Source organism: Sneathiella limimaris (assembly GCF_012932565.1).
Classification (GTDB): domain Bacteria; phylum Pseudomonadota; class Alphaproteobacteria; order Sneathiellales; family Sneathiellaceae; genus Sneathiella; species Sneathiella limimaris.
The window spans coordinates 1,184,534-1,201,707 of sequence record NZ_JABBYJ010000001.1 but is presented as its reverse complement, the minus strand read 5'-3'; the positions used below and the strand labels follow the sequence as shown (position 1 = coordinate 1,201,707).

Sequence of the window (17,174 nt, the reverse complement as noted above, 5' to 3'; positions counted from 1 at the left end):
ATATCCCCTCCCCCGAAGAGGAGAAGACTGATCAGTCCCGCTTGCATCATAAATTATGAGCTAAACCACCAGCGGCTGGCACCACGGGCACCATCAACCTGCCAAGCACCTGACAAGTTCTCGCCATGAGCCACATTCTTGCGGCGGGCATATACGAAGTTGGTGAACATTGGAATGATGGTTCCACCGTCATCCTTAGCCAAAATCTGCATTTCCCGATACATTTCCGCGCGTTTCGCCTGATCCAGTTCGGCTTTGGCCAGCAACAGCAGTTCGTTGAACCGCTTGTTCTGCCAATGGCTTTCATTCCAGGCTGCATCATCTTTATAGGCCAGAGACAGCATCACATCCGGTGTTGGACGCGCGCCCCACTGCACCATACAGAATGGCTTCTTCAGCCAAACATCGGAGTAGTAACCATCATTTGGTTCACGCACCACGTTGATATTGATGCCAGCCTTCTTGGCCTGCTCAGCATAGAGAACGCACATATCAACAGCGCCAGAATACACGCTATCCGCCGTTGACAGATTAACGCTGATGCCGTCATGACCGGCTTTCTTCAAATGGAATTTTGCTTTTTCCGGATCATATGGCCGCTGCGGCAGATCTGCCCAATAAGGCATATTCGGGGAGACGTGGTAGTCATTACCCGGAATAGCCGTACCGAAGGCGATTTTCTCAATGATTTCATTCCGGTCGATTGCATATTTCATCGCCAGGCGAACATTCACGTCATTGAATGGCGCCACGTCACAGAACATTGGCATGCTAATCGCTGCGCCACTTGGGACGTTATCAACAAGAATGTTTGGATCCCGTTTCAAAAGGGCCAGTGTCTTCAGGTCGAGCTGCGTAATCGCATCCACATCACCGGTGACCAGTGCTGTCTGGCGAGCGTTTGGATCGTTCAGAACGACCAGTTCAACGGAATCAAAATAGGCGCCTTCCAGATGCCAAGCGTCGTGGCGAACCAGTTTGGTTCCAACACCTGGCTCATGATTGACAATTTTATAAGGGCCGGAACCGTCACCGGATTTCCAGTCAATTGTTCCATCTGAATTCGCCGGACACATCGCCAAATGATAGTCCGTCATCAGCCAAGGCAGGTCTGCGTTACCAGTTGCCAGCTTGATCGTTACTGTATGATCATCGTCCTTGACGATATCAGACACGTCTTTCAAAAGGGCTTTTGCCGCCGAGGTCGACTTGTCACCCCGATGATGGTTCAGGGATGCAATCACATCGTCAGCAGTCAAAGGCTTGCCACTGTGGAAAGAAGCCCCTTTGTTCAGTTTAAAGGTCCAGGCTTTCGCATCTGGTGTTGCTGACCAGGATTCCGCCACATCCGGACCCAATTCATTGTCCGAGGTGATCAGGGTCAGGTAGCTGCGGTAAGTGTGAGCCAGCTGAATCATGGAGAAGCTGAGATAGGTTCCTGGATCATGCGAGTCAGATGTATTCCCGTCATGGGACCCCAGACGGAAATTACCCCCTTTTTTAGGGGTCGCGGCCTGAACTTCCTTTGTCCAAAGCGCTGATGCTGCACTGATGGTCAAACCAGCCGCAGCAGAATACTGCATGAAATCACGACGCGTGATGCGGCCTTTCCGCCCATCAGCGAGAAGCTTCGCTGTTAGATCGGAATTCATCTCTTTATCCATACTATTTTCTCCCTGTTTTTCTGTAAACAGTCTAAATTTTAATGAAGTCTTAACATGTTAGATTAATCCATGCCACTTTGTTTTTTTCACTTTCTTGTGGTTTAATTAAAACTCATTTATTCAGTACAGTTATTAATACTAATTCATAGAATACAATTACTATTAAAAGTATTTTTAATATTTATTATGACTGAAATTATATTTGGTTATTTGTTTTTACTATTGAAGACATGACCATTAGGTCGAATATAAATTTCTATATTTGACAGCTAGAGGATGTTTTAATTTGACGCCTCAATTGCGAAACCAAGAAGAGAATCAATTGAAGTCAAAAGCGCACTGCAGTGTGACGAATGAAATAAAATTGCGAATTGTGAGTTGTATCTAGGCAGGATCTATACAAAATAAGACACTGTTGGGCGCATCCAATGAGAAACAGAGACAAGAAACCAGGAGATCCAATTATGTCGGAAGAAACTTCCTATACCCCTCCTAAAGTCTGGACCTGGGAGCAAGGAAATGGAGGCAAGTTCGCCAACATTAACCGCCCAATCGCCGGCCCTACCCACGACAAAGAGCTGCCAAAAGGCAAGCACCCCCTGCAACTTTACTCCCTTGCGACCCCCAATGGTGTAAAGGTTACGATCCTGCTGGAAGAATTGCTCGCTGCAGGTCACGCAGGTGCCGAGTACGACGCCTGGCTCATCAACATCGGTGACGGCGATCAATTTGGCAGTGGCTTTGTGGATGTTAATCCCAATTCCAAAATCCCGGCCCTGATGGATTACAGCACAGAAAAACCAACACGGGTTTTTGAATCTGGCGCCATTCTAATGTATCTGGCTGAAAAATTTGGTAACTTCCTGCCAACAGATCCATCCAAGCGGGCGGAGACTCTCTCCTGGCTGTTCTGGCAGATGGGCAGCGGACCTTATCTCGGCGGCGGCTTTGGTCACTTCTATGCCTATGCCCCATTCAAGATTAAATACGCCATTGATCGCTTCGCCATGGAAGTAAAGCGTCAGCTGGATGTGCTGGATCGGCAACTGGCCAACAATGAGTATATCAGCGGCGATCAGTATACGATTGCAGATATCGCCATCTGGCCGTGGTACGGCGCACTGGTGCAAAACAAAGTTTACGGCGCGGCTGAGTTCCTGGACACAGCGTCATACAAGAACGTCAACCGCTGGACAGAACAAATTGGCCAGCGCAAAGCGGTGCAACGGGGCCGCATGGTCAATCGGGTTTCCGGACCGGAAGAAGAGCAGCTGCGCGAAAGACATGATGCCAGCGACTTCGAAACCAAGACCCAGGACAAGTTGGAAGCTGCAGGCGACTAGGCCAGTACTCGAAAATCAAACTAAAAAAGGCCGCCCTAAAAGGCGGCCTTTTTCATTTCCAAATCCAGCTATAGATCAGGTTTTCTCTGAAGCGCCGCCTTTAAATCGGACAATTTCATTGGATTTTAGCCGGCTGAAATAGCTGGTCATTTCGCGTTTCACAATCGGCATCAAGACGTAAAGCGCGAGAATATTAATGACCGCCATGGCAAAGATCATTGCATCAGAGAAATCGATCACGGCCCCCAATTGCGCGGCAGCCCCGATCACAATGAAGATGCAGAAGATAACCTTGAAAACAGTCTCTTTTGCTTTTCCTTCGCCCACCAGATATGTCCAGGCCTTCAAACCGTAATAGGACCAGCTGATCATGGTTGAAAAAGCAAAGAGGACAACAGCAATGGCCAGCACATAGGGGAACCAGCTGATTGAGGACCCAAAAGCTGCAGAGGTCAATTGAACCCCGGAGGAGCCATCAACCGTTTGGATGGACCCACCGTCCAGAAGATACATTCCGGTACCAGGATCTGTCACCAACACACCAGAGATTGTAATCACCAGAGCCGTCATCGTACAAATCACGACCGTATCAATGAAAGGCTCCAGCAAAGAGACAACACCTTCGGTAATCGGCTCTTTAGTTCGAACCGCAGAATGGGCAATCGCAGCTGAGCCCACACCAGCCTCGTTGGAGAACGCGGCACGCTTGAACCCTTGGATCAAAGCACCGACAAACCCGCCGGCAACCCCAAGCCCTGTGAAGGCGCCTTCAAAAATCTGTCCGAAAGCCCAACCAATCAAATCATAATTTGCAATCAGGATTATCAAAGCCGCGCCGACATAAAGAACCCCCATGAAGGGAACAACTTTTTCCGTCACATTCGCGATGGACTTAATACCGCCAACAATCACAAGGAAGACAACGGCCGCAAGGATCAGGCCAGTCAACCAGCCATTTCCAGCGAGGAAACTAGCCTCACCTCCTGTAATTCCAACGAGCTGCGCATGGGCCTGGTTGGCCTGAAACATGTTACCGCCACCAAGCGCGCCGCCAATTGTAAAGATAGAGAACAGCACAGCCAACACCGCGCCGCCCGGCAATCCCCGCTCCTTAAAGCCCTTAGTCATGTAGTACATGGGGCCACCAGAAACGGTTCCATCCTCATATTCGTTCCGGTATTTCACCCCGAGCGTACATTCAGTGAATTTGGAGGCCATGCCCATTAACCCGGCAAGGATCATCCAGAATGTTGCCCCGGGTCCGCCAATGCCAACCGCAACAGCAACACCGGCGATATTTCCAAGTCCAACAGTTCCCGACAACGCCGTTGCCAGTGCCTGGAAGTGGCTGACCTCACCCGCATCATTAGGGTCCGAATAATCACCCTTCACCAGTGATATTGCATGGCCAAACGCCCTGAACTGAATAAAACCGAAATAGAGCGTGAAGATTGTGGCCGCAACAACGAGCCATAAAACGATCCAGGGAAATGATGTCCCTGGCAAAGGCGCAAATATCAGGCTGACAAACCACCCTGTAGAACTTGCAAATATATCATTGACCTGCTGGTCAAAAGTCATCGCTTCTTCCTGTGCCCAGGCCAGTCCTGGCAACAAAGTCAGAAACAGGGCAAATGCCCCGCGCATTTTAGTTTGTAAAGTCATGTTGCCCCCTTATGGAATGATCGTAACCGGCACAGATGCAGTGGCAACAAGCCGTCCACTCACCCCACCAAATAAACGCTCTTTCAAACCCCGGGCCCCAACACGGCCAACGACAATTTGCTCAGCTTTGTTCTGTACCGCGATTTGATCCAGGAGTTCCGCAACATCTCCGTGGCGAACAATACCTTCAACCGTGAACCCTTCTGCAGCCGCAGCCTTTACGGCCGGATCCAGAACACGTTCTTTGGCGAGCGCGATTTCCTCTTCGCGGCGCTTATGACGTTGTTCATTTTCCTCAGCTGTCTGAAATGAAAAGGGTGACCATTCGATGACGTAGCAAATCAGGATTTTCCCATCCCCGATCAGCTTTGCCCGGCTTTTCGCAAAGGCAAGCGCCTTTTCGCCGGATTGGGAGCCATCAATCCCTACGACAAATGTTGTTTGACTCATATCCCTGTCCCTGTTTTTTTCGCTTAAAGGCTGTAAAAGACCAACTAAAACGATACTAAACCGGACTAAAAAAATAAGATCATCCCACAGCCATCACAAAACCGTAACACGACAACTTGCGGAAATCTATACAATTAAGATGATGAAATTAATGAATATTTTGAATTGAAAATAAGTTCCAATTTTTCATTATGGTTTAAAGATTGTTTTATTTGAATAAAATCAGAAATTGAGCGCAGAAGTAATAAGAATTTAGAATCCCTGGAAGTGGATATTATAATACTATTTTAAAGCGAAACTAAGATAAGGAGAAATCTGTGGGGGTGACTTCAAAAACCACCACAGAGTCCATCTTCCCCCGCACAACTTGAGGGCCTTTGGAAAGCAAATTGAAACCGGCGCGTTCCGTACCGGGCAATAGAGCCTCCGTCGCTTCGGTAAGCAGGATCCGACTGTCAAAATCCTTATTCATTTTCTCTAGCCGTGACGCAATGTTCACAGCATCCCCGTAAACAGTATAAATGGCCCGCTCCGGCGGCCCCACAACACCTGCGATTACTTCACCTGTGTTAATTCCGATGCGACAGGACAATCGCTCACCATGGGGAAACACAAAATTCTGCAAGAGCATCTGGATCTCAACAGCCGTCCGAACTGCTTTTGCAGCATGATCCGCATCAACCACTGGAACATTGAAGGTGACCAGCATAGCGTCCCCTTCGAAATGATTGACCACCCCATCATTGCGCGCAACGATCTTGACCACCTCCCCGAAGTAAACATTGAGGATCTGGGCGACCGTTTTTGGCTCGTAACTCTCACACAGGCTGGTGAAGCCCTCGATATCGATAAACATCAAAGTCGCAGTTCGAACCTGGGGCGTGAACCGATCCCGGTTTTCCAGGATCAGCTCCGCCACCTTTTCCGGAACATACCGACCAAAGGTCTGGCGGATGAAGTTCCGATCCCGGATCTGGGCAATCATGGTATTGACCTGGCCTGACAGAATTCCAAGTTCGTCATCTGTTAGCGGAATGGCCTTGGCCTCCAGATTATCGTCCTGGACTTCCTCCACCACGTCTTTCAGGTTTCTAAGAGGTTCGGTCAGGGATCGACAGATGAAATAGATACAAAAGAAAGAGGCAATAATCGTTGAGCTGATATCCAGAACCACAGCTGAGCGAAGATCAAGCCCCTGCAATGCCCGAACGTCTTCAAAAAAGTATAGGTCCGAAACGATCAGGATTGCGGGCAAGAGCACGATCGCCAGGGTCCCGATCAGCAGTCTGGCAAGCAAGGATTGGTAAACTGGAGACATGGTAACAGGAAGACTGGCGTTTCGCGCTAACCAGCCCCGCCCGTACATGCTTGCCTCGACCGTAATGAAATACGCGTAGACGCAAAACTGACAGGCATAAATTAGGGAAAACCAGAGAGCGGCTGTAATCAATTGGCCATCGGTGACCCCAATCCACTCGGTTTCACTGATCAGATACTCACCACGAGAGATATTGATAAGCTGGTAGGCAAAAGTCAGTACAAATACCCAGAAGGTAATTCGGATGTGCAGGGCATGGAACACACCACCCACATTTTTCTGGTCGGACAGTGGCTCCGACCGCTCCAGCCGCCGAAGATCTTTCGACAACCAGTAGGCCAACAGCACGAGCGCCGGACCAAAAATCACGAGACTTCTGAGGATTGAAGACAGTGCGCCCGACCAGTTTCCAGACAAAATGGCGTAAATCAGAATAAACGCCTGATCAATTGGAACCAAACCCAGCAAATAGATAGCCAGATATTTGGAGGGTTGAAGGGTGTCAGAAAAATTTGATGCTTTCGGTTGCTCCGACACTCAGCTTATCCTCTACCTTAACCTGGGAAACCAATCCCAAAAATCCTAACTCACAAATCCAAGCATCCCTGCAAGCCGTAACAGTAATGATTACTCTACTACCATAGCTTAAGAATGACATCTTCTAATACGTTCATAACTCTCCATTGGTTCAGACAGGATCTTCGTCTGTCTGATAATCCTGCTTTCCTTGACGCTTGCCAGTCTGGCAGTGTCATTCCGGTCTTTATTCTGGATGATAAAACGCCGGGTGATTGGACAATGGGTGCTGCGAGCCGTTGGTGGCTTCACCGATCCCTGACACAATTGAATGAGAGCCTTGGTGGGAAACTGGTCATTCGAAAAGGGAGATCCGAAAGCGTTTTGAGCGAGCTGATCCGGCAAAGCGGCGCGAAAAAGGTGACCTGGAACAGAAGTTATGAGCCTTTTGCCATCACGCGGGATACAGAGATCAAGAAGAGCCTGAAGGCTGATGGGCTTGAGATTGAAACCTTTAACGGTCGCCTGTTGTGGGAGCCTTGGACCGTTCAAAAACCTGACGGCACACCCTATAAGGTGTTCACAAAATTTTTCCGCAATGGATGCCTAAACGCGGAGGCCCCTAGATTTCCACTGAAGGCGCCGCGTGAGATCACCTTCGCACAGCATGATCTTGAAATGCCGGCGGTGGAAAGCCTTGAGCTGCAACCTAAACAGAACTGGACCCTGACACAGGAGCCGAGCTGGCAGCCTGGAGAAAAAGGCGCATGGCATCAGCTGGATCTGTTTTTAGAGAACGGACTTGCGAATTACAAAAAGGGTCGAGATTTTCCCTCTCTACTCTCCACATCGCGCCTCTCTCCGCATTTGCATTTCGGTGAAATTTCCCCCAACCAGGTGTGGCACCGGATTATGACCCTCGCCGGGTCAGAGGGGCTTGATAAAAACATGGACCATTTCCTCATGGAACTGGGCTGGCGGGAGTTTTCGTATTCGCTCCTCTATTACAATCCAGAGCTTCCTCGCAAGAATATACAGCCCAAGTTTGACGGCTTCCCCTGGAGATCTGATCCGATCGCCCTTAAAGCATGGCAAAAAGGGCAAACCGGTATCCCGATTGTGGATGCCGGCATGCGCGAACTTTGGAAAACCGGCTACATGCATAACAGGATCCGCATGGTCGTCGCGTCCTTTCTGACCAAGAATCTGTTGATCCACTGGCACGAAGGGGAAGATTGGTTCTGGGACACGCTGGTAGACGCAGATCTTGCTAACAACAGTGCAAGCTGGCAATGGGTCGCCGGGTGCGGCGCCGATGCAGCCCCTTATTTTCGGATCTTCAATCCAGTGACCCAAGGTCACCGCTTTGACCCTGATGGAGAATATGTGCGCCATTGGGTACCGGAGCTTTCAAAACTGGACACCAAGTATTTGTTCTCCCCCTGGGAAGCCGACGAAGCGACTTTGCAGGCAGCTGGGGTCACGCTTGGAAAGACGTATCCTAAACCCATGGCGGATCTGAAAGCATCCCGCGGGGCAGCGCTAGCGGCCTACGAAGAGATCAAAGCAACCGCATAACAAGGGCATGAAGGATTTAATTTTCCATCAAACCACTTGACTCACTATCACGCTATTGATAATCATTCTTAATAGCAACGGAGTTACCGCCGTTTCCTTAGCGTGTGAGCAGTTTTCTTATGAGTACCGAGCAGCAAAAATCAGACCCGCGGGTTCGACAGATTCCAGTGGTCGATAACAGGATTGAAAGTGAACAGATCTTCCAGTCCTGTCGTCAGCTGAGCATTTTGCATAATGGGGACGAGTACAAACTGCAACTTACCGGAAACGGCAAGCTTATATTAACGAAGTAGGTTAGTAGCAAGCCACCCAGCCATCCTCCCGCGGGAGGTCGCAAGGCAGCAAGCCATCGCCTTTTAATCCAGTCAGTGGGAATTAACATGCGAAGAGTGTCTTGCGTGCGCTTTACGGCTGCGCTTTTAACAACAACAGTTTTATCGTCTCAGGTCCTTGCGGAAGAAGTCGCCGACAGTTCAACCTTAGATACGGTCACGGTCTACGCGACCAAGAGTGAACAATCCTCCTTTGATGTACCATTAATGGTCAACACCATCGATGCCGAGGCCCCAGGAACGGCTCTGTCCAACGATACTGAAGGTCTTTTAAAAATGACCCCGGGTGTGGATGTCATCAACGGTCCACGCCGCAATGGTCAAACCGTTACCATTCGCGGATTTGACAAAGAAGCCATCATTACCCTGATGGATGGACGGCGACAGAATTTTGAGTCTGCTCATGATGGCCGCTTCTATTTCGATCCTCTTCTTTTGAAACGGGTTGAAGTGGTCAAGGGTGCTGCATCCTCCATTTATGGTGGCGGCGCCATTGGCGGCGTTGTTGCCTTTGAAACCAAGGATGCTTCAGACCTTCTCAAACCCGGTCAGTCTATCGGCGCCATTGGCAGCTTTGGTGTTCGCACGGCAAATGAGGAAACTTCCTCTATGGGCAGTGTCTATGGCCGAACAGGTAATCTTGATCTGTTGGGCAGCGTGACATTCCGTAATTCAGGCGATATCCGGGATGGTGACGGAGAGGATCTCTCCACTGATGACCAGGTTCTCTCTGGCCTCTTTAAAGCGGGCTACACATTGGGCGACTGGCACACGGTTAAATTCCAGTACCAAGGCCTTCAGAACGATGGGCAGGAGCCCAACAACCCATCCGGTGGGATCGGCTCCTCCAACCCGGTTGTCGACAAGCTGGTGGATGATGACCAGTTCAGCCTGCGCTACGAATATGACAATCCAACCGACGATTTGGTGAACCTGAAAGTTCATGCCTATTATAACGATACAGAGGTTGAGGAAACCGATATCAGCGGCTCCAACCTTGGACGTGTTCAGGTGCGTGCGCTCGACACAATAGGCCTTACCATTGATAACCAAAGCAGGTTTGACGTCTCAGACGGCCATTCACATACATTCTCTTATGGTGTGGAAGTCTACCAAGATGAACAGGAAGGCTTTAGCACGGCTACCGCTGATGGATCACGTCCAGGCGTACCGGATGCAGAGGCCCTGACATGGGGTATCTATCTGCAGGACGAGATTAAGCTTGAGACAGGTGCAGGGCAGTTCCTGATCATCCCAGCAGTGCGCTTTGATCAGTATCGGAGCGATGATGACGATGGCAACAGCCAGAATGAAAGTGCCGTTTCCCCGAAAATTGCGGTGAGCTACAAACCTACTGAAAACTTTGTTTTCTTTGGTAGCATCGCGCAAGCCTTCCGCGCACCAAACATGACCGAGCTTTATCCAAGCGGTCAGCATTTCCCGGGCTTTCCACCCTTCATTCCAAACAACAACTTCGTCCCGAACCCGGATCTGAAGCCGGAAACCGTGACAACGTTTGAGCTGGGTGCCGGCGTCAATTTCCAGCAACTTGCAAGCGAGGATGATGAGCTGCGCATCAAGGGTGCCTGGCACTACAGCAAGGGCAAAGATTTCATTACGCAGGAAGTTGATGTTTTTGCCGGAACCACTGAAAATTACAATGTGGACAATGCCCGCTTGTGGGGTTTTGAAGTCGAAGGCGACTATCGCATTTCAAACTTCAGCTTCAAGACAGGCCTCAGCTACGTCGAAGCAGAGGATGAAGATACAGGTGAGTATCTTGGCAACAATGTTCCGCTAACGCTAACTACTGATGTCAGCTACCTGTTTGAAGATATTTCTTCCACGTTCGGTTGGCGTGCCCGTTACGCAAACGAAAACGATCACGCGGAGGAAAGTGAACAGACAGCCGGTTACGGCGTTCACGATATCTACTATCGTTTCGCACCAAGTGAGGGCGACTTGCAGAACCTGTCCCTTGATCTGGCCGTCGAGAATGTTTTCGACAAATATTACACGAAGCGGTTCGCCTCCCTTCCAGAAGAGGGCGTGAACTTCGCCGCGAGGGTCCGCATTAAATGGTAGTCTCTCGGTCAATGGACATGGGTGATCTGGTGCGATGGGGTGGGGTTCTCACCCTGTCGCTCTTTGTCCATGGGTATCTTTTCAACTCCATTGACCTGAGCGCCAAACCAAACCCAATTCCACCTGTTGAGCAAATCCAGATCTCAATTCAGACACTGTCAGCACCAAAATCAGAACCGGTACCCGAGGCCACGCCTGCCGAGATACCGCCGGAACCCGTGTCCGTTCAAAAGCCTGTTGAAGAGGTGATTGAGCCTGCAGTCCTGCCCGAACCCCCTGCCCCGGTTAAGCCTAGTGTTGATGTTGAAACTCAGGATTTTGCCGCTGCCGACTGGCAGAAATTCGAGCCGGTTAAAGACATGGTTGAACCGATTGAGAAAAAGGTTGAACCAACGCCAGAACCAAAGCCCGTTGAAAAGGTAGAGCCGGTGCCAACACCGCGTCTTGTGGCCAAAAAGCCAAGCCTGCCGGAACCACCCCAACAGGTAGCGGAAAAGATTGTCGAAAAGCCGGCTGTCAAACCAGAGACGGTCAAGCCTAAAAAGCCAATCGAAACGCCACAGGTTGCCAAACTGGCACCCGCCCCTGAGGCAAAAAAGACTGAAAAACCTGTCCAGAAACACGTTGAGCAACCTTCTCAACCAACGAAATCATCTGTCTCTGACGATCAGGGACACAGCAACTCCACCGTAATTCAAAACGCCAAATACCGAAAGCGCACCCCACCGGTCTACCCAAAGCGGGCCTATGACCTGGGTCAACAGGGTCTTGTAACCCTGACCGCACTGATTGAACCGAACGGCAAAACTAGAGAGCTGAAAATCGAAACATCGTCCGGCCATCGTCTGCTGGACAAGGCCGCGATGGCGGCTGTGAAAAAGTGGGAGTTCGAACCGCTGGTTCGAAATGGAGTGAGAGTTTCAAGCTGGGTCCGAGTACCCGTGAGCTTTGTCATTAACTAACTGGAGTAGACCTTAAATGACACAAGAGATATCTGAGCTGGCGTCACGCTATGAAGCGATGAAAGCAGAAAACCCGTCAATGCGGATCCGCAACATCGCTGAGGCGTTGGGCGTATCTGAAGCAGAACTATTGGCAACCAGGATTGGGAAGGATGTTATCCGTCTGGAGAACCGGCCCAAAGAAATCCTCGCCGAGCTGGAACCACTGGGAGAGGTAATGGCCCTGACCCGCAATGAAAGCTGCGTCAATGAAAACAAGGGTATCTATAAGGGCGCAAAATTCTTTGAGCGGGGCAAAATGAACATGGGTCTTTTTGTGACGCCAGAAATTGATCTGCGCCTGTTCATGGATCATTGGACCTTTACCTTTGCCGTGACCGACGAGACAAAAGCGGGCACAAAAAAGAGCCTGCAGTTCTTTGATAAATCCGGCGAAGCGCTTCACAAGATTCACCTAACCAATCATTCTGATGAAGCAGCTTATGACGCTGTTGTTGCCAAATATCAGGCAGAAGATCAGAACCCGGCACTGGCGCTCACGGCCTATCCAGCACCTGCCGCAGATCTTCCCGATGAAGAGATCGATTGGGAGGGCCTTCGCACTTCCTGGGAGAACATGAAAGATACCCACGATTTCTTTGGCATGCTCCGTAAATACAAGGTTGGCCGGGAACAGGCATTTCGCAAGATCGGCACTGACCTTGCCTATGAGGTCGACACGGATGCCGTTCGCAAAGTCGTCGAGATGGCTCGCGAAAAGGAATGCGAGATCATGATCTTTGTTGGCAATAGAGGTTGCATTCAGATCTTCACCGGTGCGGTCAACAAGCTGGTGGATTATGGCACCTGGTTCAACATCATGGACCCAAAATACACCATGCATCTGAACGAGGCTGAAATCACCCGGTGCTGGGTTACCAAGAAGCCAACCGTTGATGGAGATGTGACGGCTCTGGAAGTTTTTGACAAGGACGGCAACATTATCGCCACGTTCTTTGGCAAGCGCAAACCAGGTGAGAAGGAGCTCGACACCTGGCGGGAAATCATTGCTGCCTTGAGCCCACGGAAGGTGGCAAATGCCGCTTGAGATCCTGCTATCAGACAGCTTTGAAAAGCTGGGTGTTATGGGCTGGCCACTTCTGGTCAGCTCAATCCTGGCAGCCATGATTATTCTCGAGCGCGCGATTTTTTTCCTGCTGGTGGATTTCAACGGCCGCAAATTGAGCAAGCGATTGATGGGTATTCTCAATATCCATAAAGCCGAGCCAAAAGCCTTGCGTGATGAAGTTGTTAGCCTGGCCGTCAGCGAAAATGCGAGGCCGCTTGCCCGAGGGTTAAACCTGCTCAAACTGGTTGCGGCTGTCGCACCGCTGCTTGGACTTTTGGGAACGATCCTAGGAATTATTGATGCGTTTCGGGTCATTGCGGCGGCGGATGCACCGGTGACCCCAAACATGATCGCGGATGGTTTGTGGGAAGCATTACTGACCACTGCATTCGGACTGATGATTGCTCTGCCATCTGTAATCAGTGCCGGCATTTTTCAGAGCCACAAGCAGCGGATCATTGAAACTGTGGTTGCCCGCTTAAATGCCCAGTCCCTGAGTTTCGAACTTGAGAAAACCAGCCACGGTATAGATCAATCCAATGCCAATTCCTCTAATCAACACAGGATCGCCTCATGATTAGCGCCGGCGGAGCTGGTATTGGGGAACAGGAAGAGGATGGCGGGTTTCTGCCCGACCTGACCACTCTTCTGGATATCCTGTTTATCCTGCTGGTTTTTTTCATTCTGACGGCTGGTGCTGTTTATCGGTCGCTGGATCTGACCTTGCCAAAATCGGTGAGCGAACAGCAGACCCGCACCGCCGAACAGAAACACATCATGCTGGAACTTCGCGCTGACAATTATGCGGTGGATGGCACCGAGTTTTCCGATCTGGAAGGTTTGAAAAAAGCGCTTGAAGATACACTGGCCCAAAAACCGGAACACAAACTGGTCATCGCAGGGGATAAATCCGTCTCACTTGAGCGGCTCCTTGGTGTTTTGACTTATCTGCAATCTCAAGGGATTGAGGCTGCAAATATCCTGATGCAAAAAGAAAGTACCCCATGAAGAAATTGCTTGCCCTCGCCCTAATTTTACTAACCCCCACATTTGTTCATGGCGAGGACTTAAACCGGATTATCTCAATCGGGGGGAGCCTGACAGAAACGGTCTATGCGCTCGGGCAGGAGGCAAAACTGGTAGGCAGTGACACAACCAGCTATTTCCCGCCCGCAGCCGAAGACCTTCCAAAGGTCGGTTATATGCGCACGCTATCGACAGAAGGAGTTTTATCCCTAAAACCAGGGGCTGTTATCCTGACAGAGGAGGCTGGACCGCCCCCAGTTCTGGCGCAACTTCAAGCTGCGAATGTAAAACTGGTGAAGTTAAAGGCTGCCAAGTCATTGGATGACGTCATGGGCAACAATGTGGAATTGGCGTCACTCTTAGGGGTGCCAGCCAAAGGCGCTGAACTTAATGCCCAAATGACTGCAGCCCTTCGCAATCTGGAGGAGCTGAAATCCAAACAGAAGGCGGCACCGCGGGTCATGTTTCTGATGAACCACGGCGGGGCCCCTATGGTTGCCGGTAAGGGAACTTCTGCAGATAGCATCATTGAACTGGCCGGGGCAGAGAATGTGGTGCAGGATTATGAGCGCTATAAACCGCTGACCCCGGAAGCTGCCGTAAAATATGCCCCGGATTATCTGATCGTTTCCACCAGCTCCCTTCAAAGCGTTGGCGGTATCGAGAAATTTCTAGAACTTCCCGGACTAGCCCTAACACCTGCCGGCCAGCAGAAGAAGGTTGTTGATATGGACGCCTTGCTGTTGCTTGGGTTTGGACCGCGCACCGTGGATGCTGCCATAGAACTTAACAGGAAGCTCACCGCAAAATGATTGCTGCCTTAAGGCGGTTTACCGCAGCAGACAGGTTTTCGGAAAAACCGCCAATACTTGGGATCCTTATCGCCCTTGCAGTTCTTGTGCTGCTCGCTGCCCTGTTTGGGGCAAGTATGGGCGCTATTGAAATTCCCGTCATCCAGATGATTTCGGGAACCCTTTCTGAATTCCATCAGCAGGTCCTTGTCAGCATTCGAATACCCCGCGTCCTGCTGGCCATATTGGTTGGAGCAGCACTCGGCATCTCAGGGGCAGCTATGCAGGGAATTTTCCGCAACCCACTTGCTGATCCGACACTCATCGGGATTACGGGCGGCGCCGCTTTGAGTGTCGCCTTTGTGATTGTTTTTGCAGGGGCACTCACCGGTATCGGTGGTCTTTATGGGCTCGGCTTTGCCGCGTTCATCGGGGGCACCATCACTTCCCTCCTCATCCTTCGGTTGGCGCGCATTTCCGGTGTCTTTTCCGTCACCCATATGCTGCTGGCCGGCATTGCAATCAATGCTCTCACCTTTGCAGGGGTTGGCTTTCTGAGCTTTCTCAGCACGGATCAGCAGCTCAGGGAAATTTCCATGTGGACCATGGGCAGCCTTGGCGGCGCCATGTGGGAGCCGGTTCTGGTCACGGCCACCATCATCCTGCCTTGCGTCTTTATGATCACCCGCAAGGCCCGAGAGCTCAACATTCTTTTGCTGGGAGAAGAGAACGCCACTTATATCGGTGTGGATACCCATAAACTGAAACGTGTTATTGTAATTTGCGCGGCCCTTTGTGTTGGCGCATCTGTTTCGGTGAGCGGCGTTATTGGCTTTATTGGCCTTGTGGTACCGCATCTCATCCGACTGACCTTTGGGGCAGATCACAAACTGCTTATTCCCGGATCCGCGCTTTTTGGGGCAGCGCTTCTTCTTTTTGCAGATACGATTGCAAGAACGGTTGCAGCACCCACCGAAATTCCGGTAGGTATCCTCACCAGTCTAGTCGGGGGGCCCTTTTTCTTATGGCTTCTCATCCGTCAGAGCAGAGGACAAATCTGATTATGTTGCGTGCCCAAAATCTCTCTTTCCAGATTGCCGGAAAGGAGATCCTTGTCGATATCTCCGTTGAAGTGAACAGAGGCCAGATCTTCGGCATTCTGGGACCCAATGGAGCGGGAAAATCCACCCTGCTCAAATGCCTGTCCGGATATCATCAACCGACAAGTGGTGAGATCTATCTGCTGGACCAACCCCTTAATGATTATGCACTGGAGGATCTCTCTCATAAAAGAGCGGTTCTAACCCAAAACATCACCCTGAACTTCCCTTTTAAAGTGCTGGAAATTGCCAGTATGGGCCGAGGACAGCAAAGCGGTCTTGGTCATAGCGAGAAGGATCTGGATATTGCGCGGGAAGCCCTGAAGCTAACGGATGTCTTGCATCTAGCGGATCGACAATTTACCAGCCTGTCAGGTGGGGAGCAGCAACGTGTCCATATGGCTCGCGTGCTTGCCCAGCTGTGGGAGCAGGACGGCGCGCTTCTGTTTTTGGATGAGCCCACATCTGCCCTGGATCTGAAACACCAGTTCCATTTGTTTGATCTCTGTCGGGATTTGGCTCAACAGCGAAATTACGCTATCTGCGTCGTGCTCCATGATCTGCACCTGGCGCGGCAGGTGTGCGATCGGGTTCAACTCCTTCGGCATGGGCAGGATTTTGCCTCCGGCGCGACAGAAGAGGTGTTGACGGTTGAAAAGGTCAGCAGCCTCTATGAGATCCCGAAAGAACGGGTACACCTTTAGGAGACTTCTTCGGTCTGTCCGCTCACCTTGCGAATGATATTCCGCAGCTCCAGCCGCTCCCCAGTATTGGCATCCGTCAATTCCGGCTTCAGTTTTTTACCTGTGTCACGAGCAACAAACTCATAGGGTGAGGAACTGTCGGTGGGGAATTCTTCATCAGCCCAGTTGATGAGCGTCATCAAGACCGGAAAGAAGGCCTTCCCCTTCTCCGTCAGTTTATATTCATAGCGTTTCGGGCGATCCTGATAGGGCCTTTTTTCCAATACCCCGCGATCACAGAGAAGCTTCAAGCGATCCGCCAGCACATGGCGGGTAACCCCGAGATTTTTCTGGAAATCATCGAACCGGCGCACCCCGAGAAAACAGTCCCGAAGCAGAAGGAGGGTCCAGCGATCCCCCATAACGGATAGTCCCCTTGCTACCGGGCAGTCTTCATTTTGCAAATCTTTCCATTTCATGAGCTAAGCCTAACACAGTTTGACAAGTTCCAAAAGAGAACTTATATCTAATAATCATTAAGTTCCTTTTTAGA

At 50.6% G+C, this 17,174-nt stretch carries 16 protein-coding genes; 11 read left to right on the top strand and 5 right to left on the bottom strand.

Translation table 11 applies throughout. The annotated features are described in order from the left end of the window. Positions 1-53: 53 nt before the first annotated feature. On the bottom strand, positions 54-1,664 hold the full coding sequence (locus HH301_RS05835; RefSeq protein WP_169567521.1) for an ABC transporter substrate-binding protein: 1,611 nt from the start codon (positions 1,662-1,664) through the stop codon (positions 54-56). A 464-nt stretch (positions 1,665-2,128) separates the two neighbouring features. Between HH301_RS05835 and yghU the strand changes: the two genes are divergently transcribed. Continuing rightward, positions 2,129-3,007: a glutathione-dependent disulfide-bond oxidoreductase gene (gene yghU, locus HH301_RS05830; RefSeq protein ID WP_169567518.1), complete on the top strand. Its 879-nt coding sequence runs from the start codon at positions 2,129-2,131 to the stop codon at positions 3,005-3,007. A 75-nt stretch (positions 3,008-3,082) separates the two neighbouring features. On the opposite strand, the gene HH301_RS05825 is transcribed toward yghU, so the two are convergent. From HH301_RS05825 to HH301_RS05815, 3 genes are all read right to left on the bottom strand, one after another. Further along, the gene (locus tag HH301_RS05825) at positions 3,083-4,672 is read right to left on the bottom strand and encodes an alanine/glycine:cation symporter family protein (protein WP_206378188.1); all 1,590 of its coding nucleotides are present in this window, start codon (positions 4,670-4,672) and stop codon (positions 3,083-3,085) included. 9 nt (positions 4,673-4,681) lie between these two features. Beyond that, positions 4,682-5,122: a universal stress protein gene (locus HH301_RS05820; protein ID WP_169567516.1), complete on the bottom strand. Its 441-nt coding sequence runs from the start codon at positions 5,120-5,122 to the stop codon at positions 4,682-4,684. Between the two features lie 298 nt (positions 5,123-5,420). After that, positions 5,421-6,977, bottom strand: a complete 1,557-nt coding sequence (locus HH301_RS05815; protein ID WP_169567514.1) for an adenylate/guanylate cyclase domain-containing protein — start codon at positions 6,975-6,977, stop codon at positions 5,421-5,423. A gap of 114 nt (positions 6,978-7,091) precedes the next feature. Between HH301_RS05815 and HH301_RS05810 the strand changes: the two genes are divergently transcribed. The 10 genes from HH301_RS05810 (at position 7,092) to HH301_RS05765 (ending at position 16,642) form a co-directional block, all read left to right on the top strand. After that, on the top strand, positions 7,092-8,534 hold the full coding sequence (locus HH301_RS05810) for a cryptochrome/photolyase family protein (RefSeq protein WP_169567512.1): 1,443 nt from the start codon (positions 7,092-7,094) through the stop codon (positions 8,532-8,534). Positions 8,535-8,653: 119 nt separating this feature from the next. Next, the gene (gene hemP, locus HH301_RS17960; protein WP_169567510.1) at positions 8,654-8,827 is read left to right on the top strand and encodes a hemin uptake protein HemP; all 174 of its coding nucleotides are present in this window, start codon (positions 8,654-8,656) and stop codon (positions 8,825-8,827) included. An 87-nt stretch (positions 8,828-8,914) separates the two neighbouring features. After that, positions 8,915-10,951 (top strand): TonB-dependent hemoglobin/transferrin/lactoferrin family receptor, encoded by a 2,037-nt coding sequence (locus HH301_RS05800; protein ID WP_169567508.1) that lies wholly within the window; start codon positions 8,915-8,917, stop codon positions 10,949-10,951. After that, positions 10,945-11,913, top strand: a complete 969-nt coding sequence (locus tag HH301_RS05795) for an energy transducer TonB (protein ID WP_169567506.1) — start codon at positions 10,945-10,947, stop codon at positions 11,911-11,913. The genes HH301_RS05800 and HH301_RS05795 overlap by 7 nt, the downstream gene beginning before the upstream one ends. Before the next feature lie 16 nt (positions 11,914-11,929). Continuing rightward, positions 11,930-13,000: a hemin-degrading factor gene (locus HH301_RS05790; RefSeq protein WP_169567504.1), complete on the top strand. Its 1,071-nt coding sequence runs from the start codon at positions 11,930-11,932 to the stop codon at positions 12,998-13,000. Further along, the gene (locus tag HH301_RS05785) at positions 12,990-13,598 is read left to right on the top strand and encodes a MotA/TolQ/ExbB proton channel family protein (protein WP_169567502.1); all 609 of its coding nucleotides are present in this window, start codon (positions 12,990-12,992) and stop codon (positions 13,596-13,598) included. The genes HH301_RS05790 and HH301_RS05785 overlap by 11 nt, the downstream gene beginning before the upstream one ends. Further along, positions 13,595-14,029, top strand: a complete 435-nt coding sequence (locus HH301_RS05780) for an ExbD/TolR family protein (protein ID WP_169567500.1) — start codon at positions 13,595-13,597, stop codon at positions 14,027-14,029. The genes HH301_RS05785 and HH301_RS05780 overlap by 4 nt, the downstream gene beginning before the upstream one ends. Continuing rightward, positions 14,026-14,859 carry a heme/hemin ABC transporter substrate-binding protein gene (locus HH301_RS05775; RefSeq protein WP_169567499.1) on the top strand — a complete coding sequence of 278 codons (834 nt, stop codon included), beginning with the start codon at positions 14,026-14,028 and terminating at the stop codon, positions 14,857-14,859. Before HH301_RS05780 ends, HH301_RS05775 begins: the two co-directional genes overlap by 4 nt. Then, positions 14,856-15,899: a FecCD family ABC transporter permease gene (locus HH301_RS05770; protein WP_169567497.1), complete on the top strand. Its 1,044-nt coding sequence runs from the start codon at positions 14,856-14,858 to the stop codon at positions 15,897-15,899. Before HH301_RS05775 ends, HH301_RS05770 begins: the two co-directional genes overlap by 4 nt. A gap of 2 nt (positions 15,900-15,901) precedes the next feature. After that, positions 15,902-16,642, top strand: coding sequence for a heme ABC transporter ATP-binding protein (locus HH301_RS05765; RefSeq protein ID WP_169567495.1), 741 nt, complete (start codon positions 15,902-15,904; stop codon positions 16,640-16,642). Here the strand turns inward: HH301_RS05765 and HH301_RS05760 are convergent. Then, a complete protein-coding gene (locus HH301_RS05760; protein WP_169567493.1) occupies positions 16,639-17,100 on the bottom strand; it encodes a winged helix-turn-helix transcriptional regulator in 462 nt (153 codons plus the stop codon). The genes HH301_RS05765 and HH301_RS05760 overlap by 4 nt on opposite strands. Between the last annotated feature and the right edge of the window lie 74 nt (positions 17,101-17,174).